Genomic DNA, 21,046 nt, shown 5'->3' with positions numbered 1-21,046 from the left:
GCATCAGAATGCGATCCGGATCACCGCTCACACAGTGAGAGCTTGGTCATCCGATCCGGCGAAAATCAGTTAGCATAGGTCAACTAATTTTCGCTGGTTGGAGTGATGGAAGTGCAGCCTGCGCTCGGTCCCCGCTACAAGTGGATCGCGCTGTCCAACACGACGCTGGGCATGCTCATGGCCACGATCAACTCCTCGATCGTGCTCATCGCGCTGCCGGACATCTTCCGCGGCATCGACATCAACCCGCTGGAGCCGTCGAACACCAGCTACCTGCTGTGGATGATGATGGGCTTCCTCGTCGTCACCGCGGTGCTCGTGGTCGGTTTCGGCCGGCTGGGCGACATGTACGGCCGCGTGCGCATGTACAACCTGGGTTTCGCGGTCTTCGCGGTGTCGTCCATCTTCCTGGCGATCACGTGGATGAACGGCGGCGCGGCGGCGATCTGGATGATCGCCTGGCGCATCGTCCAGGGCATCGGCGGCGCGTTCCTGATGGCCAACTCCAGCGCGATCCTCACCGACGCCTTCCCCAAGCACCAGCGCGGCATGGCGCTGGGCATCAACGGCGTCGCCGCGATCGCGGGCTCCTTCCTCGGCCTGGTGATCGGCGGGCTGCTCGGCCCGGTCGAGTGGCGGCTGGTCTTCCTCGTCTCCGTCCCGTTCGGCGTGTTCGGCACCATCTGGGCCTACCTCAAGCTGAAGGACACCAGCGAACGCCACCGCGCGAAGATGGACTGGTGGGGCAACCTGACCTTCGCGGTCGGCCTCATCGCGGTGCTCGTCGGCATCACCTACGGCATCCAGCCCTACGGCGGGCACACCATGGGCTGGACCAGCCCGTTCGTGCTGTCCTGCCTCATCGGCGGCGCCGTCGTCCTGGTCCTGTTCTGCGTCATCGAGACCAGGGTCGCGAACCCGCTGTTCAACCTCGGGCTGTTCAAGATCCGCGCGTTCACCTTCGGCAACCTGGCGAACCTGCTCGCCTCGCTGGGCCGCGGCGGCCTGCAGTTCGTGCTGATCATCTGGCTGCAGGGCATCTGGCTGCCGCAGCACGGCTACAGCTTCGAGAAGACCCCGCTGTGGGCGGGGATCTACATGCTGCCGCTGACGATCGGCTTCCTCGTCTCCGCGCCGGTGTCCGGCATCATCTCCGACCGCATCGGCGGGCGGCTGCTGTCCACCGGCGGCATGCTGATCACCGCCGTCAGCTTCGTCCTGCTGGAAGTCCTGCCGGTCGACTTCAACTACTGGGCCTTCGCCGCGATCCTGCTCCTCAACGGGCTCGGCATGGGCCTGTTCACCTCCCCCAACCGGGCCGAGGTGATGAACAGCCTGCCGAACAACGCACGCGGCGCGGGCGCCGGGATGACCGCGACCTTCCAGAACTCCGCGATGGTGTTGTCCATCGGCTTCTTCTTCAGCCTGATGATCGCCGGCCTCGCCGACCACCTGCCGTCCGCGATGGCGCAGGGCCTGACCGCCAACGGGGTGCCCGCCGCCGACGCGAACCAGATCGCGTCGCTGCCGCCGGTCGGCGTGCTGTTCGCCGCGTTCCTCGGCTACAACCCGATCGAACAGCTCCTCGGCGGCGTCCTGCACACCCTGCCGCCGGACCAGGCGGCCTACCTGACCGGCCGCAGCTTCTTCCCGCAGCTGATCTCGGGACCGTTCGCCGACGGCCTGACCGCCGCGTTCTGGTTCGCGATCATCGCCTCCGTGGTCGCCGCGCTCGCGTCCTGGTTCACCGGCCACGGACGCAAGCCCGCGCCGGGGCAGCCGCACGAGACCGTGGGCTCCGAACTCGCCGCGGCGGTGGGCGACCTGGTCGACGTGAGCGAGCACGACACCGTCGCCACCGGCCCCGGCCGGATCGCCGGCCGCCTGCGCACCGCGGGCGGCAACGCGCTCGCCGGCGGCGTGGTGACCGTGACCGGCGCGGACGGCAGGCAGGCCGGCCGCACCCGGGCCGGCGCGGACGGCGGCTACGCGGTCTCCGGCCTGCGCCCCGGCACCTACACACTGATCGTCACCGCGCCCGGGTTCCAGCCGGAGGCCGCCGCGGTCACCCTCAACGGCTCCGGGGCCGTGCGCGACTTCGTCGTGTCCGGCGGCGGGACCGTGACCGGGATCGTGCGCCGCGCCCCCGGCGGCGCCGGAGCCGGCGACACCGCGGTGGTCGCCACCGACAGTGGCGGCCAGGTGGTCGGGCAGACGCGCACCCTCGACGACGGCACGTTCCAGCTCACCGGACTGCCCGCCGGGGAGATCACGGTCACCGCGCACCTGGACGGCCACCGCCCTGAGGCCGCAACGGTCGTGGTGTCCGGCACCGAACCGGCCGTGGCCGACCTGCTGGTCCAGGCCGCCGGGACGCTGCGCGGCACCGTCACCGGGCCGGACGGCCGCCCGGTGCCCGGCGCGCGCGTCGCCGTCAGCACCGCCGCGGGCGAACTCGCCGCGGCCGCGGTGACCGACGAGCACGGCGGCTACGCGGTGGACGAGCTCGCGCCCGGCGACTACACCGTGGTGACCAGCCTGTTCGAACCCGTGGTGCGGCAGGTGGACCTGAGCGGCGGCGAATCGGCCACCGTCGACGTCGACCTGCACGCCGGCCGTCCCGAGCAGGCCCGCTCATGACCGAGGTGACCGGACGGGTGCGCGACACCCGGGACGCTCCCGTGCCCGGCGCCGCGGTCACGCTCGTCGACTCCGCCGGACAGCAGATCGCGCGCGGCGCCACCGGCCCGGACGGCGGCTACCGGCTGCCCGCGCCCGGCCGCGGCGTCCACGTCCTGATCGCCTCGGCGCCGGCGTACCGGCCGGAAGCGGTCACCCTGACCGTCGGCGACACCGCGGCAGTCCTGGACCTCGTGCTGGACAACGCGACCGGGCTCGGCGGCGTGGTCCGCTCCGCGGGCACCGGGGCGCCGGTCGCGAACGCGACGGTGACGCTGACCGACGCCCGCGGCGAGGTCGTCGGGTCCTACATCTCCGGCCAGTGCGGCGAATACTCGTTCGGCGCCCTGCCCGCCGGGACGTACACGCTCGCCGTGAACGCTCCTGGCTATCGGCCCTCCGCGGTGGCGGTGCACATGACCGACGCGACCGTGCGACAGGACCTGGACCTGACCGAGGCCGCGGTCATCCACGGCACGGTCAACGTGCGCGACCTGCCGCGGCCGTGGCCGCGGATCACGGTGAGCCTGCTGGACGAATCGGGCGACGTCGCCCGGCGCACGTACGCGGGCGAGGACGGGCACTACGCCTTCCACGACCTCGAACCCGGCACCTACACCGTCGTCGCTACGAGTTACGCACCGGTAAGGAAAGCGGCCCGCGTCGGCGGCGGCGACACCCGGCTGGACGTGCGGCTCACCTGAGCGTTTCCCGTGACGGGACAAGGTGAACCACCTTCCGTCGATCACCCGGGCACGGTGCGTCAAGATCGCGGAGAGTGGTGGACACGGGCGGGGTCGGAGTGGTTGCATAGCGTTCACCGGCGCGGGTTCGGCCACACGCGGGGGAAGGGGTCCCCGCGACGGTTGAGCCGCCGCACGTGACGAACCCAGGCAGTTAGGACGACATGGCGACGCGGGCTCGAGAACTGCTCAACCGCTCACGCGCGCTGCTGGACCGCTCGAGGGAAGCGGCCTCGCAGCTCTTCGGCCCCCCACCCGCGCAGCCGCCACCGCGGCGGCCGCCGGTGATCGTGCAGTCCCCGTCCCAGGCGGAGCGCGAGCGGGCCAACGAAGAGGCGCTCGCGGCGCTCTGCGCGAACGTGGCGCTGCGCGACCTCAACCTGGTCGACTCCCTGCTCTCCCAGCTGGAGGAGATGGAGGCCAGGGAGGAGGACACCGAGCGGCTCGGCGAGCTGTACCGGCTGGACCACCTCGCGACCCGGCTGCGCCGCAACGCGGAGAACCTGCGCGTGCTGGCCGGCCGCGACGCCACCGACACCGCGACCGAGACGACCTCGCTGGTCGACGTGGTGCGCGGCGCGATGTCGTCGATCGACCAGTACGCCCGCGTCAACATCGGGCGGATCGTGTCGCTGGGCGTGGTCGGCTTCGCGAGCGAGGACCTCAGCCGGCTGATCGCCGAACTGCTGGACAACGCGACGAAGTCCTCGCCGCCGAACACCCCGGTGCGGGTCAGCGCCCACCTGACCGAGGCGGGCAGCGTGCTGGTGCGGATCGAGGACGAGGGCATCGGCCTGCCGCCGGACCGGCTGCAGGAACTCAACGACCGGCTCTCCGGCGAGCCGGTGCTCGACGACTCCTCGGTGCGGCACATGGGCCTGGCGGTGGTGCGGCGGCTGTCCGCCCGCCACGGCATGCGCACCCGGCTCGACCGCCGCGTCCCGCACGGCACCACCGCCTCGGTGCTGCTGCCCGCGGGTCTGGTCGCCGATCTTCCGGAGGCCAACTGGTCCGGCACGCAGACGGTGGTGTTCCCGCAGTCCCCGCGCGGCACGGCGGTGGCCGAGGCGCCCGCGCAGCCCCGCCACCGCGCCGGGCTGCCCAAGCGGGAGCCCGCGCCACCGAGGCCGGCGCCGGCGCGCCGCCCCCAGCCTGGGTCGATGGTCGGCGGCACCACCGCCAGCGGCCTGCCGCGCCGCGTCTCGCACAGCCTGAAGAACCCCCAGGGGCAGGCGCCCTCGGCGCAGTCCGCGGCGGAGCCGACCCCCGCCGAGGACCGCGCCGCCGGGCACGAGAAACTGCTCGCCGATCTCGGCGCCTTCACCGACGGCGAACGTGCGGCGCGCGAGAAGCAGGGCACCGACGAATCCGGGGGGCAGCAGCAGTGACCGCCGACACCGGCCAGGACTTCACCTGGCTGATCAACGACTTCGTCCGCAAGGTCCACGGCGTGTCGCACGCGCTGATCATGTCCTCGGACGGGTTCCCGCTCACCGCCTCCGACGACATGTCGACCGAGGAGCGCGAGCAGCTCGCCGCGATCGCGAGCGGACTGCTCAGCCTGGCCCGCAACAGCGCGGCTCTGTTCCACAAGGGCACCTGCGAGCAGATCATCATCCGGCTCACCCATGGGTACTTCCTGTTCATGGGCATCGACGCGCACGCCGGGCTGGCGGTGCTGACCACCTCCGACTGCGACATGAAGGTCGTCGCCTACGAGATGACGCAGTTCGTCTCCAGCGCCGGCCACGCGCTGACCCCCGAGATGCGCGCGGACCTGCGCCGCGTGCTCACCGGCCGCCGGCCCCAGGCCTGAGCACTCCCGACAGGATGTGATTCACGATGTCCCAGGACACCGGGCCGGACGAGCGGGCGGTCAAGCCGCGCAGCAAGCGGATCCGGCCGTACACCCTGACCGGCGGCCGCACCAGGGCACGGCACCAGCTGCTGGTCGAAACGCTCATCTCGGTGCCCCAGTACGACCCGGCCCTGGCGGAGAAGCTCATGCCGGAGTCGCGGGCCCTCTACGAACGGGCCCGCTCCCAGGTCTCGATCGCCGAGCTGTCCTCGCTGCTGACCATTCCGCTCGGGGTGGTCCGCGTGCTGGTCAGCGACCTGGCCGCGCAGGGGGCGGTGTTCATCCACCCGACCGCCCACGCCTACTCCCACGACCGGAACATGCTCGAGAGGATCCTCAATGGACTCAAGCAGCTCCCCGTCTGATCCGGGCCTGCTGACGATCTCGGCGAAGATCGTGATCGCGGGCGGGTTCGGGGTGGGCAAGACGACGCTGGTCGGGTCCGTGTCCGAGGTGCCGCCGCTGAACACCGAGGCGTGGATGACCGAGGCCGGCGAGGGCGTCGACGACCTGCCGCCGGACGGCGCCAAGACCACCACGACCGTCGCGATGGACTTCGGCCGGATCTCGCTGTACGACGACCTGATGCTGTACCTGTTCGGCACGCCCGGGCAGGCGCGGTTCTGGTTCCTGTGGGACGACCTCTCACGTGGCGCACTCGGCGCGATCGTGCTGGTCGACACGCGCCGCCTGGACCAGTCGTTCGCCGCGATCAACTACTTCGAGAACGACTCGGACCTGCCGTTCATCGTGGCGATCAACCGGTTCGACGGGGAACTCGCGCACGACGTCGACGAGGTCCGGGAGGCGCTGGCGCTGAGCCCGGACGTCCCGCTGGTCACCTGCGACGCCCGGGACAAGGCGTCGGTGCTGGAGACCCTGCAGGAACTGGTGTCCTACACGCTGTCACTGGCCGAAGTCTCGGAGGGGGGCCGGATCCGCGCCCATGCGTAAGATCCTGATCGTCGGTTCGGGCCAGTCGGGCCTGCAGCTCGCGCTGAGCCTGCAGGAGCACGGCTACGACGTGACCGTGATGTCCGCGCGCACGCCGGACGAGATCCGCGCCGGGTGGGTCACCTCGACCCAGTGCATGTTCGCCGACGCGCTCGCCATCGAGCGCAAGCACGGGCTGAACCTGTGGGACGACGTCGCTCCCCGCGTCGCGGGGCAAGGGTTTTCGATGGCCGGGCCGGACGGGCAGCGCGCGCTGAACTGGATCGCCTCGTGGGACGGCGGGCCGGCGCAGTCCATCGATCAGCGGGTGAAGATGGCGGCGTGGCTGGAGTTGTTCGAGGAGCGCGGCGGCAACGTCGTGATCCACGGGGTCACCACGGCCGACCTGAACGGCCTGGCGCGGCTCTACGAGCTGGTGATCGTCGCGGCGGGCAAGGGCGAGCTGGTGCAGCTGTTCGACCGCGACCCGTCGCGATCCCCTTACACGAAGCCGCAGCGCCGGCTTTCGGTGTCCTATGTGCACGGTCAGGAGTCGCGTCCGGAGCGACCGGGCACCACCGACGTGTGGATGAACATCATCCCGGGCGTCGGCGAGCTGATCAACATCCCGGGCTACACGTTGTCCGGGCCGTGCGACATCTTCTATGTGTCCGGCATCCCGGGCGGGCCGTTCGACGCGTTCGCCGACCGGCCGCCCGCGGAGGAGCAGTTGCGGCGGCACCTGGAGCTGTTCCGGCAGTACATCCCGTGGGAGTACGAGCGGGCGAAGAACGCCGAGCTGACCGACGGCAAGGCGGTGCTGGTCGGCGGGTACCCGCCGGTCGTGCGGCGCCCGGTGGGCGAGCTGCCCTCCGGCGGGTTCGTGCTCGGCATGGCGGACGTGGTGGTGGCGAACGACCCGATCACCGGTCAGGGCGCGAACAACGCAGCCAAGTGCGCCGAGTCGTACCTGGGCAGCATCCTGGAGAACGGGGACCGGCCGTTCGACCGGGAGTGGATGCAGGGGGCGTTCGACCGGTACTGGGAGCACGCCCAGTGGGTCACGATGTTCACCAACGCGATGCTGCAGCCGCCACCGCCGCACGTGCAGCAGATCCTCGGCGCGGCGCAGACGAACCCGGCCGTGGCGAAGCGGTTCGTGAACGGCTTCAACAACCCCACGGACTTCCAGCACTGGCTGCTGGACCCCGCCAAGACGGAGGAGTACCTGGCTTCGGTGTGACCGGGCGGCCGTCCGCGGCCGCCCGGCGCTCGTTTCAGTGGCCCACGTCGATGACGACGCGGGTCGGTGCGGTGAGCGTGAACACCCGCACCCAGGACTTGTACCGCGTGCCGAGACCGATCGACACGTAGCCTTCGAAGTCCCCGGTCACCGCGACGGCCATGACGTTGCGGAGGTTGCGGGTGCGGAACTTGTCGGGCCCCGGGTAGGTGCGGTTGCCGTTGTCGTCGTGGGCGCGGGCCGGTGTGGTGGTGACGGCGACGAAGTACTCGCCGGTGAGCCACACGATGTCGCCGGAGCCGTCGGCGATCAGCTCGTCGACCCACTGGTAGGACGCCTGGGGCGCGGGGCCCGTCATGTCCAGCACGATCCGGTCGAAGCCGGTGTTGAGGCCGGTGCGGATGTTCGTCATGGTGGCGACACCCGCTTGCGCACCGGCCGGCGCCGCCGCGACGACGGTGCCGGAGAGCGCGAGCAAGGCGGCGGCGCAGACCGCGAACAGCCGCCGTGGGGTGAGGGTCATCGGTGACCTCCTGCCGGGAGGGGATGGGGTTCCCAGCGCTGGTGCCTGAAGAGACGTGCCCGGCGGGATGGAGGTTGTCCGGGTTCGGTCTCGGTACGGACACCGCGCCGGCGCGCCCGCCGGCCGGGCCAGCGGCCCGTGGGCGGCGGCACCGGTGACGCCCCACGGCCGCACTGGATGCGCGAACCACCACCCAGCCGCTCCCCTTCCGCCCCGCCGGCGGGAACCACCGCCCCTCCGGCCTAGCGTTCCCAGCGCACCTCCGCCCAGGGCACCTCCCGCGTCCCCCGGTGCAGCACCTTCGCCAGCCACGCCAGCAGCATCGGCCCGCGCTGGCTGGTCCGCTCGTACCCCAGCAACCGCCCCCGCCGGCGAGGGGTCACCAGCACCGCGACGGTCCGTTCCCGGCCGAGCTCGTCCGGCCGCGTGATCAGGTCGGTCACCTTCCCCAGCGGACGGCCGCGCGCGTCGTACACCCGGCGTCCCAGCAGGTCGCTCGCCCGCACCTCATCCCCCGGCATGGCCGCTCCCCGGGATCCGCGCGATCAGCTTGTCCCGCAACCACTTCTCCAGCGACGGCACCTCCAGCACCTCCGCGCGCAGCGACAGCGTCACCTCGCTGCTCACCTGCTTCACGTGGTCGTAGGTGATCCGCAGCGGCTCGGGCCGCCCGCCGCCCAGTCGCGTGGCCAGCCGGCACAGCACCTTCCCGAGCAGGCCGCCGATCCGCTGCCCCAGCGCGTGCTGCCCGACCAGCAACGCGACGACGTGGTAGGTGCCGTCCGCGTCGCGGGCCAGTTCGACGTCGTCGACCTTGCCGACCGGGTGCCCGTCGACGTCGACGATCTGGCGGTCCAGCAGGTGGAATTCGACCCGCAGCGGGTCCGGGCGGCCGTGGGTCATGTCTGCCCCATCCCGGTGATGATCATGAGCGGGACGGCCGCGACCGCGGCGACGACGACGACGATCAGGAACGTCACGCCGAGGAAGTTCTGCACCCGCCCGTTCGCGTGGTCGCCGAGGTAGTCCCGGTCGTTGGCGACGACCAGGATCGGCAGGTAGGTCAGCGGCAGCACCACCGCGCTGAACAGCAGCGACAGCTCGGTGATCTGCACCGGGTCGATCGTCGTCAGCAGGGCCGCCGTGCCCAGCAGGACGCTGACCAGCACCACGGTGTGGAACCGCGCCGCCTCACGGGGTTTCACCAGCTTGCCCCACTGCCAGCCGAAGTACTGCGCGATCGAGTACCCGGTGGACAGCCCGGTCTCCAGCGCGGCGCCGAACGTGGCCGCGAAGAACCCGATCATCACCACGACCAGGCCCAGCTTGCCCAGTGCCAGCGCGACCGGCAGGGCGGTCTGGCTGAGCTGGTCGACCTGGATGCCGGCGGGGAAGAACACCGTCGCGGCGCAGCCCATGATCGCCAGTCCGAGCAGCCCGCCGAGGGGGAAGCCGACGAAGGTGTTGCTGCGCTCGGTCGCCAGGTCCTTCGTCGTCCACTTCTCCTCGACCCCGCCGGAGGAGAAGAAAAACACCTCGTACGGGGTGAGGGCGGAGGCGAACAACGACACGGCGAGGTAGCCCCAGGTACCCCAGTTCTCGCCCTGCGGCGGGCCCGCGTGCGTGAGCTGCTCGGCGAAGGCGCCCCACGGCGGGTCGAGCGCGATCAGGGCGACCACGAACACCACCAGCGCCAGCCCGAACACGCCGAACACCTGTTCCATCACCTGGAACTTCACGCGCCACAGCACGATCCACACGGCGAACCCGGCCAGCGGCACCCACAAGACGTGCGGCAGGCCGCTGGCGAGCTGGATGGTGAGCGCGATGCCGCCGATCTCCGCGGTCAGGGTCAGCAACGTGACCAGGTAGGACCCGACGAGGTTGGTCATCGCGATGCGCGGCCCGAGGCGCTCGCGCACCAGGTCGAACACCGGGCGGCCGCTGACCGCGGCGACGCGGCCCGCCATCTCGGCGAACACGCAGATGCCGACGACGCCGACGACCACGACCCACGCCTGCCGCATGCCGAAGCGGGCGCCGGACTGGGCGTTGGCGACCAGGTCGCCGATGTCGACGAACCCCCCGATGGCGGTGAGGATGCCCAGTGTGACGGCGATGAGCTTCTTCACTGGTGGCCCGCCACGAACGCGGTCAGCTCGTCGCCGACCCGCACCAGCTGGGTGTCCGCCGCGGCGATCCGGCCGGTGTCGCCCGAGTCCAGCGCCTCGCGGGCCTCGGTGACGCGCGCGACCGCGTCCTGCAGGTGCGGGTGCAGCTCGTCGTAGAGCTGCTGGGTCTCCGGGCTGGTGGGCGGCCGGCTGTCCAGCTCGTCGAGCGCCTTGGTGGCGGTGGCGAGCACGTCGTCGGTCGCCGCGGTGGCGAACGTGGGGAACAGGCGGCCCTCGGTGTGGGCCCGGATGACCTGGTGCAGGGTGCCGACGGCGGAGAGGCCCTCCTGCGCGCTGACGACCGCACTGTCCTCGTAGCTCGCTGCTGAGCTGCCGGAACAGGCGGTGAGCGTGACCGCGAGCGCGAGGCCCGCGAAAGCCGTCCTCCTCCGCATCAGGCCTGGTGTACCCCTAGGTCAACTTGGCAAACGCGACCGGTTCTCAGGGGTTTCACGGCCGAGCGGCAGGCGATTCTCAGAGAAGCGGGGTTCACTGGAGGGCGGAGGAGGGGCACTCATGAGCTATTACCCACCGCAGTACGACCCCTGGGCGCCGCCACCCCCGCCGCCGCCACGCCGGAAGCGCGGGCTGGGCACGGCGCTCGCCGCGCTGGGCCTGGTGGTGCTGGTCGTGCTGGGTTTCGTCGCGTGGGACCTGGGCCGCGGGTCGCTGTCGCCGGGCAGCACCTCGTCGCCGCTGGAGCGGAGCCTGCGCAACGAGCAGACCGGCAACTCGACGCTCGACGTGGCCGAGGTCGCGGAGAAGGTCGAGCCCGGCCTGGTCGACGTGTACTCGACGCTCGGGTACTCCGGGCAGCAGGCCGCGGGCACCGGCATGGTGCTCACCGAGGACGGCAAGGTCCTGACGAACAACCACGTCGTCGCGGGGGCGACCAGCATCAAGGTGACCGACGTGGACACCGGCCGCACCTACCGCGCCGAGGTCCTCGGGTACAGCCGGTCGCGGGACGTGGCGCTGCTGCAGGTGCAGAACGCCTCCGGGCTGGGCACCGTCACCACGGGCGACTCGTCGGAGGTGTCCGTGGGCGATCCGGTGGTGGGGCTCGGCAACGCGGGCGGCGACGGCGGCGAACCCAGCGTCTCGCCGGGGAAGGTCACCGCGCTGAACCAGTCCATCACCGCGACGGACGAGTCCACGGGCAGTTCCGAGCAGCTGACCGGGCTCATCCAGGTGGACGCGAACATCCAGTCCGGCGATTCCGGCGGCGCGCTGGCCGACGCCGAGGGCCGGGTGATCGGGATGAACACCGCGGCCTCGACCGGTTACCAGTTCGGGCAGACCGAGCGCGCCGCCGGGGTGAGCGGGTTCGCCATCCCGATCGACGACGCACTGAACCTGGCCCGGAAGATCGAGGCGGGCCAGGGCTCCGACACTGTCCACATCGGACCGTCGGCGTTCGTCGGCGTGTCGGTGAGCGACGCGGGCGGCTCGGGTGCACTGGTGCAGCAGGTGGTCCCCGGCGGACCGGCCGACGACGCGGGACTGGTCGCCGGCGACGTCATCGTCGCACTGGACGGGCGCACGGTCGGCTCGGCCACCGACCTGACCGCGGTGATGGACACGCTGCACCCCGGCGACCAGGTCTCGGTGACCTGGCTGGACCAGTCCGGGCAGCAGCGCAGCGCGACCGCCACCCTGGTCGAGGGGCCGGTGGGTTAGCCGCCGCGGCGCCGGGGTAGCTGGGAGGTATGACGAACACAGCTCCCCTGCCCGCGGAGCAGGGCGGACGGCCGCGGACCGCGATCGTGACCGGTTCCGACTCCGGCATCGGGCGCGCGATCGCCGTCGCGCTCGGTGGTGGCGGCGTGGACGTCGGCATCACGTGGCACCGGGACGAGGAGGGCGCCAACGCGACCGCGGCGCAGGTGCGCGAAGCCGGCGCGCGCGCCGAGGTGCGGCAGCTCGACCTCGGCGACCTGCCCACGGCGGCGGCCGCGATCGACGAGCTCGCCGAGGCGCTCGGCGGGGTCGACGTGCTGGTCAACTGCGCCGGCACGGGCACCGGCCAACGGGTCATGGACATGGACTTCGACACCTGGCGGCACGTGCTGAGCGTCGACCTGGACGGCGCGTTCCTGTGCGCGCAGCGGGCGGCGCGGCACATGATCGACGCCGGTGGCGGCGGGCGGATCGTCAACATCACCAGCGTGCACGAGCACGCCCCGAAGGTCGGCGCGGCGCCCTACTGCGCGGCGAAGGCCGGGATGGGCATGCTCACCAAGGTGCTGGCGCTGGAGCTGGCCGAGCACGGCATCACGGTCAACTCGGTGGCGCCCGGCGAGATCTCCACGCCGATGACCGGCCAGACCGACGTGAACCCGCGCGACCAGGAGCGCCCCGGCGTGCCGCTGGGCCGGACCGGGCACGCGGAGGAGGTCGCCGCCGTGGTGGCGTTCCTGACCACGCCCGCGGCCGGCTACGTGACCGGCTCGTCGTACGTGGTGGACGGCGGGATGCTCCTCATGGGCCCCCAGGGAGCCTCCGGCCTCGGTGACAACAGCTGGCGCAAGATCTGACAACGCCCGTATGCCGCGAGCGTGAGCGGGACTCGCGAGGTCAGGTCAGCTCCGCCAGCACCGCTTCGATGCGGGACGCCAGCCACAGGTCCGGCTCGGTGACCCGGCCGGGGAAGCCCGTGGTGACGGTGAACGTCAGCTCGCCGCGGCGGCGTTCGAACTGCGCGTGGTCGCTCAGTTCCGCCGCGTCCCGCTGCACGCGGTCGATCAGCGCGCCGTGCGCCTGCTCCGGCACGCGCACGGTGCGCGACAGGTGGCCGGCGTCCCCGCGCCATCCCGCCAGCCCGCCCAGCGCCCGGGCGATTTCGGTGTCCGACAGCGTCTCCGGCACGACGTCCTCCTTCCGTTTCCCGGGCGGGTACCCGTGGCCCCGCGGGGCGAACCGCGCAAGATTGGAGAAGACGCGCGGCACCCGTGCTCCTTACGGTCTAACCACCTGACACGGGAAGGAGCGGCGATGAGCGGGGTTCGCGTGCTGGTCGGCACACGCAAGGGGGCCTTCGTCCTGACGTCCGACGAACGGCGCGCCGACTGGGAGGTCACCGGCCCGCACTTCCCGGGCTGGGAGATCTACCACGTCAAGGGCTCCCCCGCCGATCCGGACCGGATCTTCGCCGCCCAGTCGACCAGCTGGTTCGGCCAGCTGATCCAGCGTTCGGACGACGGCGGGAAGACGTGGCACCCGGTGGGCAACGAGTTCGCCTACGAGGGCGTGCCCGGCACCCACCAGTGGTACGACGGCACACCGCACCCGTGGGAGTTCGCCCGCGTGTGGCACCTCGAGCCGTCGCTGACCGATCCGGACCTGATCTACGCCGGGGTCGAGGACGCGGCGCTGTTCCGCTCCAACGACGCGGGCGCGACCTGGCAGGAGCTGCCCGGCCTGCGCGGGCACGGCTCCGGCCCGAAGTGGCAGCCCGGCGCGGGCGGGATGTGCCTGCACACGATCATCCAGGACCCGCGCGACGCGAACCGCCTGATCATCGCGATCTCCGCGGCAGGCGCGTTCCGCACCGAGGACGGCGGCAAGACCTGGCAGGCCATCAACCACGGCCTGAAGTCCGGCCAGATCCCGGACCCGGACGCCGAGGTGGGCCACTGCGTGCACCACATCGCGCGCCACCCGCAGCGGCCGGACGTGCTGTTCATGCAGAAGCACTGGGACGTGATGCGCAGCGACGACGGCGGCGACAACTGGTACGAGATCAGCGGGAACCTGCCGACCGACTTCGGGTTCGTCATCGACGTGCACGCCCACGAGCCGGACACCGTCTACGTGGTCCCGATCAAGAGCGACGAGCACCACTTCCCGCCGGACGGGCGGCTGCGCGTGTACCGCAGCCGCGGCGGCGGCCACGAGTGGGAGCCGCTGACGGCCGGGCTGCCGCAGGAGAACTGCTACGTCAACGTGCTGCGCGACGCGATGGCGGTGGATTCGCTGGAGTCGTGCGGCGTCTACTTCGGCACGACCGGCGGCCAGGTCTACGCGTCGGCCGATTCCGGGGACACCTGGGCGCCGATCGTGCGCGACCTGCCCGCGGTCCTGTCGGTGGAGGTCCAGACGCTGCCATGATCCGCGTCCACCTGCCCGCGCACCTGCGCACCATCGCCCACATCGACGGCGAGGTCGAACTGGAGCTCGACGGCGCCGTCACCCAGCGTGCCCTGCTGGACGCGCTGGAGGAACGCTATCCGATGCTGCGCGGCACGATCCGCGAGCACGGCACCGGCAAACGGCGGGCGTTCGTCCGGTTCTTCGCCTGCGAGGAGGACCTGTCACACGAGGAACCGGACGCCCCGCTGCCCGCGCCGGTGGTCGCGGGCGCCGAACCGTTCCTCGTGATGGGCGCGATGGCAGGCGGTTGATCTTTTCCCGGTACGGCCGGGAATCGCGGAACATTCACCACGGGGCGGCGCTTGGTCGGCGCACCGGATGTGTTTAGGGTGAAGGCCCCCGACCGGTCCCCCGACGCGATGCCCTGGTGATGAAGACAATTAGCGACGACACTGTCGAAATTCCGCGGGAGAAACCCGTTTTCGTCGATCCGTCCGGGCGAAGACGCCGCATCGTGCGCCGCGTGAGCATCGCGGCGTGCGCTCTGGTCAGCGGTTACGCCGTGCTGTTGGTGGCTTCGCTGCTGGGCGCGCCGATCCCCGCCTCCGTGCTCCTGCCGGTGCCCGCCGCGCCGTCCGCGTCCCCGGCACCGCCGCCGCAGGGCGGCCCGTCGGTGGCCGACGACACCACCGCACCGCGCGGCACCGACCCGTCGTCCCAGGCCCAGACCCAGACCGAGGGCACGGACCAGGGCACGACCGCACCGGTGCCGCAGGCCCCGGCCGTGACCACCACGGCCGCACCACAACCACCGTCGTCTCCCGGCGAACCGCGCAACTCGCGCGCCCGCCCCGATCCACCCGGGCGCGGGCAGGGCGGCGAGCCGGAACCCGGCCGGTGACCCGGCACCGGCGGCCGAGCCCGCCGAAGGCCCACTGGCTGCTGCTGTCGGCGATCCTCGCGGTCGTCGCAGGCCTGCTCGCGCTCGACGCCGTTGTCACGGGGGCGGACGGCGGCGAGGACACGTCGCCGCCGGGTCCCGCGACGACCGTGCCCGCGCAGGTGCGCGGCGGCGGCGCGGTGATCGACCCGCGGTCGGCTTCCCCGGTAACCGCGCGGGCGCGGGACCACGCCATCGCCCTGACCTTCGACGACGGGCCGGATCCGGTGTGGACGCCGCGGATCCTCGACGCGCTGGACCGCAACGACGCGAAGGCGACGTTCTTCGTGACCGGCGCGCGCGCCGCGCAATACCCGGACCTGGTCCGCGAGATCCTGGCCCGCGGCCACGAAATCGGCAACCACACGGCGAGCCACACCGACCTGAGCACGGCGAGCGGCTTCCGGGCCGATCTGGAGATCCGCACGACGGACCTCGTCCTCGCCGGCACCGCGGGTGTCATCCCGGCGCTGGTGCGGCCGCCCTATTCGTCCACTCCGGACGGCCTGGACGACCGGGACTGGGCCGCGGCGCAGCGGCTGGGCGCGGACGGCAAGCTGGTGGTGTTGTCCGATGTGGACTCCCAGGACTGGCGCCGCCCGGGCGCGGACGCGATCGTCGCGAACGCGACCCCGGCCGGGAACGCCGGCGCGGTGGTCCTGATGCACGACGGCGGCGGGGACCGCGCGCAGACCGTCGAGGCCCTCGACCGGCTGATCCCGGAGCTGCGGTCGCGCGGCTGGACGTTCGGCACGGTCAGCGAGTCCGTCGGGCTGGCCGGAACCCAGGCGGCGGCGCCGGTCCGCGCGCGGGTGGGCGGCTGGCTGCTCGTGTTCGCCGTGGGCGCCGCGGAGTTCACGGCCGGGGCGCTGTTCGTGCTGACGGTGGTGGCGACCGTGCTGGCGCTGCTGCGCACGGTTCTGCTCGGCGTGACGACGAGCCTGCACGTGCGGCGGCGCCGCCCGCGGGAGGCGCCGGACCAGCCGGTGACCGTGATCATCCCCGCCTACAACGAGCGCGAAGGCATCGAGTGGGCGGTCCGCTCGGCGCTCGCCGCGGGCCCGCGCGTGCAGGTGATCGTGGTCGACGACGGATCCACCGACGGCACCGACGCACTGGTGGAGCGGATCGCCCGCCGCCGCCCGAGCGTGCGCCTGATCCGGCAGGCCAACGCGGGCAAGGCGGCCGCGCTGAACACCGGCCTCGCCGCCGCGCGCACCGAACTGGTCGTGCTGATGGACGGCGACACCGTGCTGGAGCCGGGTTCGGTGCCCGCGCTCGTGCGCAACTTCGCCGACCCGGCCGTGGCGGCGGTGTCCGGCAACGCCAAGGTCGGCAACCGCGGCCGGCTGCTCGGGAGGTGGCAGCACATCGAGTACGTGTGCGGCTTCAACCTGGACCGGCGGCTCTACGACGTGCTCGAGTGCATGCCCACGGTGCCGGGCGCGGTGGGCGCGTTCCGGCGGTCGGCGGTGCTGCGCGTCGGCGGGGTGCCCACGGACACGCTCGCCGAGGACACGGACCTGACGATGGCGCTGGAGCGCGGCGGCTGGCGCGTGGTGTACGAGGAGGAGGCGCGGGCGCTGACCGAGGCCCCGGCGACGCTGGCGGAGCTGTGGAAGCAGCGGTACCGCTGGTGCTACGGGACGCTGCAGTCGGTGTGGAAGCACCGGCACGCGGTCGCCGAGCGCGGCAGCGCGGGACGGCTGGGGCGGCGCGGGCTGCCGTACCTGCTGCTGTTCCAGGTGCTGCTGCCGATCGTGGCGCCGCTCGTCGACGTCGCCGCCGTGTTCGGGCTGTTCACCGGCGAGCGGTGGCTGGTGCTCGGGGCGTGGCTGGCGTTCCTGGCGCTGCAGGCGATCCCGGCGGTGGTGGCGTTCCGGCTGGACCGGGAACCGCTGCGGCCGCTGCTTGCGCTGCCGTTGCAGCAGTTCGTCTACCGGCAGCTGATGTACCTGGTGGTGCTGCAGTCGCTGAGTACGGCGCTGGCCGGGGCGCGGCTGCCGTGGCACAAACTGCCGCGCCGCGGCCTGCTCAAGCCGTGACTCGCGAGCGGGCCCTGACGAACGAGCGGGCGCAGTCGAGCACGGTGTCCGCGAGCGGCCGGGGGTTCCAGCCCAGCACGTCGCGCGCCTTGCCGGTGGCGAAGCGGAACTCCTCGCCGAGATCGGGCACGACCTGGCGCAGCGCGGGGTCGAACAGGGCGGCGGCGCGGACGAGCGGGCCGGGCAGCCGCCGGGACGGCACGCGCGCGCCGGGCTGCCCGCGCAGGATGGCCGCGATGTCCTCGATCCAGTGGAACGGCCCGGCGGCGAGGAACCGCTCCCCCGCCGCGTCCGGGCTGAGCATCGCGGCGACATGCAGTGCGGCGACGTCGCGCACGTCGGTGAACGGGAAGCCGAGGCGCGGCAGCCCGGCACCCGGCCGGTCACGAGCCGCTCGACCACCGACAGCGAGTAGGACGGGCGGCCGCGCACGGGTCCCAGCAGGGTGCCGGGCGCGATCACGGTCAGCCGGTCCGTCATCCCGTGCTCGCGGGCGTACGCCCAGGCGGCGCGCTCGGCGAGGGTCTTGGACCGGACGTAGGCGCGGGCCAGCGGGTGGCCGGGGTCGGTCCAGTGGTCCTCGGTGATCGGGTCGGGCCGGGGGCCGGCCGGGTAGGCGGCCGCGGACGACGACGAGGTCACCACGATCCGCCGCGCGCCCGCGGCCCGGGCGGCGGCGAGGACGCGGAGCGTGCCGTCCCGGGCGGGGCCGACCAGGGCGGCGGGATCCCGCGGCGGCACGGCCGGGAACGGCGACGCGACGTGCAGGACGAAGTCGCAGCCCGCCGCGGCCTCCGCCCAGCCCGCGTCGGAGCCGAGATCGGCCTCGACAACGGTGAGGCGCGCGGTGGGGTGTCCCGCCGGCAGCTGGGCGGCCACCACCGGGCGGCGGGAGCGGTCGCGGACGGTGGCCCGCACGTGGTAGCCGCGGGCGAGGAGGAGGTCGATGCACCAGCCGGCGAGGTAGCCGGTGCCGCCGGTCACGAGGACGGTTTCGTCGGTCACCTGTCCAGGCTGCGGGCGCGCACGGGCCGCGGCCTCGTCCCGCGCGCCGGTCGCGGCGGCCGCGCGGCGGATGGGGGCTCGTCCTGAAGGAGGAGGACGAGACGCAGCCTCGGCTAAAGAGCCACCCGGAACCTCCCTCCCTAGCGGAACCGCGCGGTCCGACCACCGGACATCCACTACCGCCCACCAACCCCAGCGCAACAACCCCCGAGAACCAGCCGGACCTCCTTCCCAGGGAGGAACCGCCCGGCGCGCCCGCCGGTTAGTGTCGGTTCTGTGCTCCTGGGGTGGGTTGGGCGGGCGGTCGGCGACCGGTTCGGGCCCGCGCGTCTGCTGCCGCTCGTGATCGGCCCTGGTTATCTGCTGCTGGTGCAGCGGCCGGAGCCGACGCCGGCGGATTGGGTGGTCGTGTTCGCCGCGGCCGGGGTGTTCCTCGCGGGAGGGGTGTGGCCGCTGGCGGTCGCGGGCGTGGAGTCGCTGCTCATCCTGGCCGCGCACCAGTGGGCCGACGCCACGCCGGTGGCGGTGAAGGTGCTGGCCGGCGTCGCGGTGTTCGAGCTGGCCATCCGCCGCCCGATGCGCACCGCCCTGCTCGGCGCCGCCGTGCTCACCGCGGTGTACTTCGTCCTCGGCACCTACGACCACGTGCTGACCGGCGTGCTCGCCGTCGGCTACCGGGTCCTCACCGTCGTGGGCGGCCCGCTGCTGCTCGGCGCCTACCTGCGGGCCGGGGTGCGGGCGGTGGCGCAGGCGAGCGCGCGGGCCGAGGAGGCCGAGGCGCGCCGGGAACTCGCCGCGCGTGGCGCCCGCCTGACCGAGCGCACCGAGATCGCCCGCGAGCTGCACGACCTGGTGGCCCACCACGTCGCGTCGATGGCGCTGCGGGTGGGCGTGGCGCGGGCCGTGGTGCCGGACCTGGATCCGCGTGTCGGCGAGGTGCTCGACGACGTCCACGCCTCGGCCACCCGGACCCTCGCGGACCTGCGGGAGCTGGTGTCCGCGCTGCGCGACCCGGCGAGCGTGCGCGACCACGGCGTGCTCATCGAGACCGCGTCGCTGCCCGCCGCGGTGGAGTCGGTGATCGGGCGCAGCAGGCAGGCCGGGCTGGCGATCGACTGCCACGTCGACCCGGCCATCGCGGCCCTCGATTCGCTGCGCGGCCTGGCGGTGCTGCGGCTGGTGCAGGAGAGCCTGACGAACGTCGCCAAGCACGCCGGCCCCGGCGCGCGGGCGCACGTCCGGGTGGACGCCGGCGGCGGGCAGGTGCTGGTCGAGGTCACCGACACGGGCGGCGCGCGGGGCGGCGGCGGTGAACCGGGCTACGGACTGGTGGGCCTGCGGGAACGCGTCGACCTGGTCGGCGGCACCCTCGAGGCCGGCCCGCACGGCGACGGCTGGCGGGTGCGTGCGCTGATCCCGGCGGAGACGTCCGCCCCGGTCGATTCGGAGGTCCCGTGATCCGCACCCTGCTCGTCGACGACCAGCAGCTCGTCCGCGCCGGCCTGCGCATGCTGTGCGAGTCCACGTCGGACATCGAGGTCGTCGGCGAGGCGCCGCACGGCGGTGAGGCGATCCGGCTGGCCGGCCGGGTCAAGCCCGACGTGGTGCTGATGGACCTGCGGATGCCCGGCACGGACGGCATCACCGCGACGAAGACGATCCTCGGCGAGCGGCCCGCGACGCGGATCGTCGTGCTGACGACCTTCGACGACGACGAGCACCTGTACCCGGCGCTGGCGGCGGGCGCGTGCGGGTTCCTGGCCAAGGACGCCACGCCCGCCGAGCTGCTCGACGGGATCCGCCGGGCGGCCGCGGGCGGCAGCCCGTTCAGCGACGACGTCCTGCGGCGGCTGGTCGGGCAGGCGGTGCGGTCCAGGGCGGAGCGGCCGGATCTGCCGTTGACGCCGCGCGAGCGGGAGGTGCTCGGACTGGTCGGGATGGGACTGTCCAATGCGGACATCGCGGCGCGGATGCACGTCGGCGTCACGACGGTCAAGACGCACGTGGCGAACCTGATGGACAAGACCGGCAGCCCCAGCCGCGTGCACCTGGCGATCCTCGCCGTGCGCCACGACCTGACCCCGGACGACGGGAAACGGTGACCCCCGGCCTCACCGGGGGTCACCGTCAGGGAGAGAGGCGGAGCGGGTGACGTCAGTCGTCGTCGCCCTCGTCTCCGTCGTCGTCCCAGTCGTGGTCGTGGTGGTGGTGACCCGCGACCGACCAGGTGTCACTGGAGTGCGCGCCCTCCGGGCCCGCCCACTGGCAGCCCTCACCGTAGAAGGAGGTGTGGCCGTTGGTTCCGGAGACGGTGTAGTCGCCGCCCGCCCCCTCCGGGCCTGCCGACAGGTTGGCGTCGTAGTAGCCGGCGTAGCCGTGACCGTAGCCGTCGTCGTCGTAGCCGTAGTCGTGGCCCGCGACCGAGCCGGTGCTGGAGATCGCGGCGCCGTCCGGGCCGGCGGACGCGGCGGAGTCGCCGTAGCTGTCAGCCGACGCGATGCCCGCGGCACCGAACGACAGCGGGATGGCCAGCAGACTGGCGATCGCGAAGCGACGAACGTTCATGGTTCTGAATTCCCTTCGTATCAACGGATTCCGGGCCGGAACCTGAGCGGCTCCGCGGACCGGGTGCCCGGGACGGCTGGGGCAAATCCGGCACGCAGATGTGACGCAGGACACGTTGCGATCACGGCGTGGCGACATGACAGGCGAACTCTCGCTGGTCGGCCCCGCGAAACCGATCCGTCACGGCGGACGCCGCGAATTCCGTTGCCCCGCAGGGCATCCACCCTTGGTGCGTCACTCACGCGTGTG

At 72.6% G+C, this 21,046-nt stretch carries 23 protein-coding genes and 1 pseudogene; 15 read left to right on the top strand and 9 right to left on the bottom strand.

The features are described 5' to 3' along the window. The first annotated feature begins 105 nt into the window (after positions 1-105). From AMYTH_RS43340 to AMYTH_RS0100390, 7 genes are all read left to right on the top strand, one after another. On the top strand, positions 106-2,640 hold the full coding sequence (locus AMYTH_RS43340; RefSeq protein ID WP_084022464.1) for an MFS transporter: 2,535 nt from the start codon (positions 106-108) through the stop codon (positions 2,638-2,640). Next, complete coding sequence (locus AMYTH_RS0100415) at positions 2,637-3,383, top strand: MSCRAMM family protein (protein WP_027928630.1); 747 nt, start codon at positions 2,637-2,639, stop codon at positions 3,381-3,383. Before AMYTH_RS43340 ends, AMYTH_RS0100415 begins: the two co-directional genes overlap by 4 nt. Before the next feature lie 203 nt (positions 3,384-3,586). Continuing rightward, a complete protein-coding gene (locus tag AMYTH_RS0100410) occupies positions 3,587-4,810 on the top strand; it encodes a sensor histidine kinase (RefSeq protein ID WP_027928629.1) in 1,224 nt (407 codons plus the stop codon). After that, the gene (locus tag AMYTH_RS0100405; RefSeq protein ID WP_020422161.1) at positions 4,807-5,238 is read left to right on the top strand and encodes a roadblock/LC7 domain-containing protein; all 432 of its coding nucleotides are present in this window, start codon (positions 4,807-4,809) and stop codon (positions 5,236-5,238) included. The genes AMYTH_RS0100410 and AMYTH_RS0100405 overlap by 4 nt, the downstream gene beginning before the upstream one ends. Before the next feature lie 26 nt (positions 5,239-5,264). Further along, on the top strand, positions 5,265-5,645 hold the full coding sequence (locus AMYTH_RS0100400; RefSeq protein WP_020422162.1) for a DUF742 domain-containing protein: 381 nt from the start codon (positions 5,265-5,267) through the stop codon (positions 5,643-5,645). Continuing rightward, positions 5,620-6,234 (top strand): GTP-binding protein, encoded by a 615-nt coding sequence (locus AMYTH_RS0100395; protein WP_020422163.1) that lies wholly within the window; start codon positions 5,620-5,622, stop codon positions 6,232-6,234. Before AMYTH_RS0100400 ends, AMYTH_RS0100395 begins: the two co-directional genes overlap by 26 nt. Next, positions 6,227-7,456 carry a styrene monooxygenase/indole monooxygenase family protein gene (locus AMYTH_RS0100390; protein WP_027928628.1) on the top strand — a complete coding sequence of 410 codons (1,230 nt, stop codon included), beginning with the start codon at positions 6,227-6,229 and terminating at the stop codon, positions 7,454-7,456. The genes AMYTH_RS0100395 and AMYTH_RS0100390 overlap by 8 nt, the downstream gene beginning before the upstream one ends. Positions 7,457-7,490: 34 nt before the next feature. Here the strand turns inward: AMYTH_RS0100390 and AMYTH_RS0100385 are convergent, their stop codons facing one another. The 5 genes from AMYTH_RS0100385 to AMYTH_RS0100365 form a co-directional block, all read right to left on the bottom strand. Continuing rightward, the gene (locus tag AMYTH_RS0100385; RefSeq protein ID WP_027928627.1) at positions 7,491-7,979 is read right to left on the bottom strand and encodes an AMIN-like domain-containing (lipo)protein; all 489 of its coding nucleotides are present in this window, start codon (positions 7,977-7,979) and stop codon (positions 7,491-7,493) included. Between the two features lie 242 nt (positions 7,980-8,221). Further along, the gene (locus AMYTH_RS0100380) at positions 8,222-8,500 is read right to left on the bottom strand and encodes a PRC-barrel domain-containing protein (protein WP_027928626.1); all 279 of its coding nucleotides are present in this window, start codon (positions 8,498-8,500) and stop codon (positions 8,222-8,224) included. Continuing rightward, positions 8,487-8,882: a hypothetical protein gene (locus AMYTH_RS0100375; RefSeq protein ID WP_037322073.1), complete on the bottom strand. Its 396-nt coding sequence runs from the start codon at positions 8,880-8,882 to the stop codon at positions 8,487-8,489. The genes AMYTH_RS0100380 and AMYTH_RS0100375 overlap by 14 nt, the downstream gene beginning before the upstream one ends. Beyond that, entirely contained in the window at positions 8,879-10,111 is a 1,233-nt protein-coding gene (locus AMYTH_RS0100370; RefSeq protein WP_027928624.1) for an NRAMP family divalent metal transporter, read from the bottom strand. Before AMYTH_RS0100370 ends, AMYTH_RS0100375 begins: the two co-directional genes overlap by 4 nt. Next, positions 10,108-10,545 (bottom strand): hypothetical protein, encoded by a 438-nt coding sequence (locus AMYTH_RS0100365; RefSeq protein WP_027928623.1) that lies wholly within the window; start codon positions 10,543-10,545, stop codon positions 10,108-10,110. Before AMYTH_RS0100365 ends, AMYTH_RS0100370 begins: the two co-directional genes overlap by 4 nt. A gap of 121 nt (positions 10,546-10,666) precedes the next feature. On the opposite strand from AMYTH_RS0100365, the gene AMYTH_RS0100360 reads away from it, so the two are divergent. Together AMYTH_RS0100360 and AMYTH_RS43335 are read left to right on the top strand one after the other, a co-directional pair. After that, a complete protein-coding gene (locus tag AMYTH_RS0100360; RefSeq protein ID WP_084022463.1) occupies positions 10,667-11,830 on the top strand; it encodes a S1C family serine protease in 1,164 nt (387 codons plus the stop codon). A 29-nt stretch (positions 11,831-11,859) separates the two neighbouring features. Continuing rightward, entirely contained in the window at positions 11,860-12,687 is an 828-nt protein-coding gene (locus AMYTH_RS43335; protein WP_051362443.1) for an SDR family oxidoreductase, read from the top strand. 40 nt (positions 12,688-12,727) lie between these two features. Here the strand turns inward: AMYTH_RS43335 and AMYTH_RS0100350 are convergent, their stop codons facing one another. Further along, positions 12,728-13,099, bottom strand: a complete 372-nt coding sequence (locus AMYTH_RS0100350; protein ID WP_051362442.1) for a 4a-hydroxytetrahydrobiopterin dehydratase — start codon at positions 13,097-13,099, stop codon at positions 12,728-12,730. Between the two features lie 45 nt (positions 13,100-13,144). Between AMYTH_RS0100350 and AMYTH_RS0100345 the strand changes: the two genes are divergently transcribed. From AMYTH_RS0100345 to AMYTH_RS0100330, 4 genes are all read left to right on the top strand, one after another. After that, positions 13,145-14,260 (top strand): WD40/YVTN/BNR-like repeat-containing protein, encoded by a 1,116-nt coding sequence (locus AMYTH_RS0100345; RefSeq protein ID WP_027928620.1) that lies wholly within the window; start codon positions 13,145-13,147, stop codon positions 14,258-14,260. Beyond that, positions 14,257-14,553: a MoaD/ThiS family protein gene (locus AMYTH_RS0100340; protein ID WP_027928619.1), complete on the top strand. Its 297-nt coding sequence runs from the start codon at positions 14,257-14,259 to the stop codon at positions 14,551-14,553. The genes AMYTH_RS0100345 and AMYTH_RS0100340 overlap by 4 nt, the downstream gene beginning before the upstream one ends. Before the next feature lie 212 nt (positions 14,554-14,765). Then, a complete protein-coding gene (locus AMYTH_RS0100335; RefSeq protein WP_228684501.1) occupies positions 14,766-15,143 on the top strand; it encodes a hypothetical protein in 378 nt (125 codons plus the stop codon). Next, positions 15,140-17,227 carry a bifunctional polysaccharide deacetylase/glycosyltransferase family 2 protein gene (locus tag AMYTH_RS0100330; RefSeq protein WP_027928617.1) on the top strand — a complete coding sequence of 696 codons (2,088 nt, stop codon included), beginning with the start codon at positions 15,140-15,142 and terminating at the stop codon, positions 17,225-17,227. Before AMYTH_RS0100335 ends, AMYTH_RS0100330 begins: the two co-directional genes overlap by 4 nt. On the opposite strand, the gene AMYTH_RS50065 is transcribed toward AMYTH_RS0100330, so the two are convergent. Continuing rightward, on the bottom strand, positions 17,217-17,564 hold the full coding sequence (locus AMYTH_RS50065) for a Rossmann-fold NAD(P)-binding domain-containing protein (protein WP_027928616.1): 348 nt from the start codon (positions 17,562-17,564) through the stop codon (positions 17,217-17,219). The two genes, AMYTH_RS0100330 and AMYTH_RS50065, sit on opposite strands and share 11 nt — an antisense overlap. Before the next feature lie 110 nt (positions 17,565-17,674). Further along, positions 17,675-18,211: pseudogene (locus tag AMYTH_RS50060) on the bottom strand (NAD-dependent epimerase/dehydratase family protein); the annotation flags it as partial. Between the two features lie 297 nt (positions 18,212-18,508). Here AMYTH_RS50060 and AMYTH_RS0100310 point away from each other — a divergent pair. Together AMYTH_RS0100310 and AMYTH_RS0100305 are read left to right on the top strand one after the other, a co-directional pair. Continuing rightward, the gene (locus AMYTH_RS0100310) at positions 18,509-19,690 is read left to right on the top strand and encodes a sensor histidine kinase (protein WP_051362441.1); all 1,182 of its coding nucleotides are present in this window, start codon (positions 18,509-18,511) and stop codon (positions 19,688-19,690) included. After that, positions 19,687-20,334, top strand: a complete 648-nt coding sequence (locus tag AMYTH_RS0100305) for a response regulator transcription factor (RefSeq protein WP_027928613.1) — start codon at positions 19,687-19,689, stop codon at positions 20,332-20,334. Before AMYTH_RS0100310 ends, AMYTH_RS0100305 begins: the two co-directional genes overlap by 4 nt. Positions 20,335-20,386: 52 nt before the next feature. On the opposite strand, the gene AMYTH_RS0100300 is transcribed toward AMYTH_RS0100305, so the two are convergent. Continuing rightward, positions 20,387-20,797: a hypothetical protein gene (locus AMYTH_RS0100300; protein WP_027928612.1), complete on the bottom strand. Its 411-nt coding sequence runs from the start codon at positions 20,795-20,797 to the stop codon at positions 20,387-20,389. Positions 20,798-21,046: the final 249 nt, after the last annotated feature.

This window comes from Amycolatopsis thermoflava N1165, assembly GCF_000473265.1.
GTDB classification, from domain to species: Bacteria; Actinomycetota; Actinomycetes; order Mycobacteriales; family Pseudonocardiaceae; genus Amycolatopsis_E; species Amycolatopsis_E thermoflava.
The sequence above is the reverse complement of the archived record's forward strand: the minus strand, read 5'-3'. Positions and strand labels throughout refer to the sequence as shown.

Excerpts from the sequence above, each read along its gene's own strand:
- AMYTH_RS0100380 (WP_027928626.1), bottom strand. The coding sequence starts at position 8,500 with ATGCCGGGGGATGAGGTGCGGGCGAGCGACCTGCTGGGACGCCGGGTG.
- AMYTH_RS0100365 (WP_027928623.1), bottom strand. The coding sequence starts at position 10,545 with ATGCGGAGGAGGACGGCTTTCGCGGGCCTCGCGCTCGCGGTCACGCTC.
- AMYTH_RS0100415 (WP_027928630.1), top strand. The coding sequence starts at position 2,637 with ATGACCGAGGTGACCGGACGGGTGCGCGACACCCGGGACGCTCCCGTG.
- AMYTH_RS43340 (WP_084022464.1), top strand. The coding sequence starts at position 106 with ATGGAAGTGCAGCCTGCGCTCGGTCCCCGCTACAAGTGGATCGCGCTG.
- AMYTH_RS0100400 (WP_020422162.1), top strand. The coding sequence starts at position 5,265 with ATGTCCCAGGACACCGGGCCGGACGAGCGGGCGGTCAAGCCGCGCAGC.
- AMYTH_RS0100360 (WP_084022463.1), top strand. The coding sequence starts at position 10,667 with ATGAGCTATTACCCACCGCAGTACGACCCCTGGGCGCCGCCACCCCCG.
- AMYTH_RS0100345 (WP_027928620.1), top strand. The coding sequence starts at position 13,145 with ATGAGCGGGGTTCGCGTGCTGGTCGGCACACGCAAGGGGGCCTTCGTC.
- AMYTH_RS43335 (WP_051362443.1), top strand. The coding sequence starts at position 11,860 with ATGACGAACACAGCTCCCCTGCCCGCGGAGCAGGGCGGACGGCCGCGG.
- AMYTH_RS0100300 (WP_027928612.1), bottom strand. The coding sequence starts at position 20,797 with ATGAACGTTCGTCGCTTCGCGATCGCCAGTCTGCTGGCCATCCCGCTG.
- AMYTH_RS0100385 (WP_027928627.1), bottom strand. The coding sequence starts at position 7,979 with ATGACCCTCACCCCACGGCGGCTGTTCGCGGTCTGCGCCGCCGCCTTG.
- AMYTH_RS0100410 (WP_027928629.1), top strand. The coding sequence starts at position 3,587 with ATGGCGACGCGGGCTCGAGAACTGCTCAACCGCTCACGCGCGCTGCTG.
- AMYTH_RS0100340 (WP_027928619.1), top strand. The coding sequence starts at position 14,257 with ATGATCCGCGTCCACCTGCCCGCGCACCTGCGCACCATCGCCCACATC.
- AMYTH_RS0100390 (WP_027928628.1), top strand. The coding sequence starts at position 6,227 with ATGCGTAAGATCCTGATCGTCGGTTCGGGCCAGTCGGGCCTGCAGCTC.
- AMYTH_RS0100395 (WP_020422163.1), top strand. The coding sequence starts at position 5,620 with ATGGACTCAAGCAGCTCCCCGTCTGATCCGGGCCTGCTGACGATCTCG.
- AMYTH_RS0100375 (WP_037322073.1), bottom strand. The coding sequence starts at position 8,882 with ATGACCCACGGCCGCCCGGACCCGCTGCGGGTCGAATTCCACCTGCTG.